The following is a 1,492-nucleotide window of genomic DNA, read 5'->3' on the forward strand; positions in this document are numbered from 1 at the left end:
TGAACTGTGACCCGTAAGATGGAAACTTTGAAAAAAGTGACCCTCTTACGGGTCATTTGTGTTTTAATCGAACTATTGAAACAAAACCGTGGAAGAACTCATCAATAAAACGAGAGGTGATTTAAAGATGTTCAACGAAAATGAGATTAAACAGCTAGAGGGGAATCCAAATGTCGAGAACGTGACGGAGAAGAGTATTACGTATTCACCTACGTTTAAACTTGCAGCAGTTAAGGCCTATAAAGAGGGACAAACCCCGATGGAGATTTTCCTCAAAGCCGGATTTAATATGGATATTATCGGTCGTAAGAAACCCAAGCATTGCCTAAACCGTTGGCGTAATTCTTACCAGGCTCATGGAGAAGATGGACTGCTTGAGAATCATCGGGGAAAAGGATCTACGGGCAGAAGACCTGCAGGAGAACTCTCCACCGAAGAAAAACTAAAACGTGCGGAAGCACGAATCAAGCTACTTGAGATGGAGAATGACTTTTTAAAAAAGCTCGAGGCGCTCGAAAAGCAGAAAATGCTGAGGAAACGTTGACACCCTCCGAGCGCTTCCAGATCATTAACCACACCATCCGCAAGCACGGCCTACAGCGTATGACGCGCTACCTATGCAAGTTGGCCCATGTGAGTTTAAGCGGTTATTACCGCTGGCTTGCGGCTGAGGAATCCAGACAGTTACGAGAGGAAGCAGATGAGCGTGACGCTTTCCTTATCCAAAAGCACTTTGACGATTTGAATGGTAAAGCTGGAGCCTTAGTAGTGAAGATGAGACTTGAACGGAAGAGCAGCGTTGTCATGAACCACAAGAAGATTCGAAGATTAATGCGAAAATATAACCTTATTGCTACGATTCGGCAAGCCAATCCCTATCGTAAGATGGCGAAAGCTACAAAAGAGCACCAAACATGTCCAAATCTACTAAAGCGTGAGTTTGACCAAGGAGAGCCTGAGAAGGTACTGCTGACGGATATAACCTATATGCACTATGGGCATGGACAATGTGCCTATCTGTCCGTGGTGAAGGATGGATCGACGAGACAAGTTTTGGCTCATTATCTCTCCTCCTCTTTGGCCCTATCGCTAGTGGAACGGACTATGGAAAGGTTGCTGGATCGACTGGATAGCAATATTCATCCTGAGGCCATTTTACACTCTGACCAAGGGATGCATTATACTCACCCAAAGTTTCATCTTCTCGTCAATAAGGCTGGCATTAAGCAGTCCATGTCCCGCAAAGGGAATTGCTGGGATAATGCCTCGATGGAGACATTCTTCGGTCATATGAAGGATGAGCTAGAGTATAAATCGTGTACGACCATTCAGGAATTACGAGTTCGAGTAAATGACTATATGGAATATTACAATACGGAGCGTTACCAGTGGACATTAAAACAGATGACTCCTGATGAATTCAGAAGTCATCTGTTGACTGCCTAACGAAAGGCTCTTTTTCAGAACTGTCTACAAATAAGGTCACAGTTCA

At 44.3% G+C, this 1,492-nt stretch carries 2 protein-coding genes; both read left to right on the plus strand.

Features of this window, described 5'->3' with window-relative positions; genetic code table 11:
• Window positions 1-127 precede the first annotated feature (127 nt).
• A complete protein-coding gene (locus EJP82_RS28610; RefSeq protein ID WP_246054465.1) occupies window positions 128-544 on the plus strand; it encodes an HTH domain-containing protein in 417 nt (138 codons plus the stop codon).
• On the plus strand, window positions 541-1,446 hold the full coding sequence (locus tag EJP82_RS27770; RefSeq protein ID WP_246054466.1) for an IS3 family transposase: 906 nt from the start codon (window positions 541-543) through the stop codon (window positions 1,444-1,446). The genes EJP82_RS28610 and EJP82_RS27770 overlap by 4 nt, the downstream gene beginning before the upstream one ends.
• The last annotated feature ends 46 nt before the right edge of the window (window positions 1,447-1,492 follow it).

Source organism: Paenibacillus anaericanus (genome assembly GCF_003994475.1).
Lineage (GTDB): Bacteria > Bacillota > Bacilli > Paenibacillales > Paenibacillaceae > Fontibacillus > Fontibacillus anaericanus.

Bases quoted from the DNA above. Each gene is read 5' to 3' on its own strand.
- EJP82_RS28610 (WP_246054465.1), top strand. From the start codon at position 128: ATGTTCAACGAAAATGAGATTAAACAGCTAGAGGGGAATCCAAATGTC.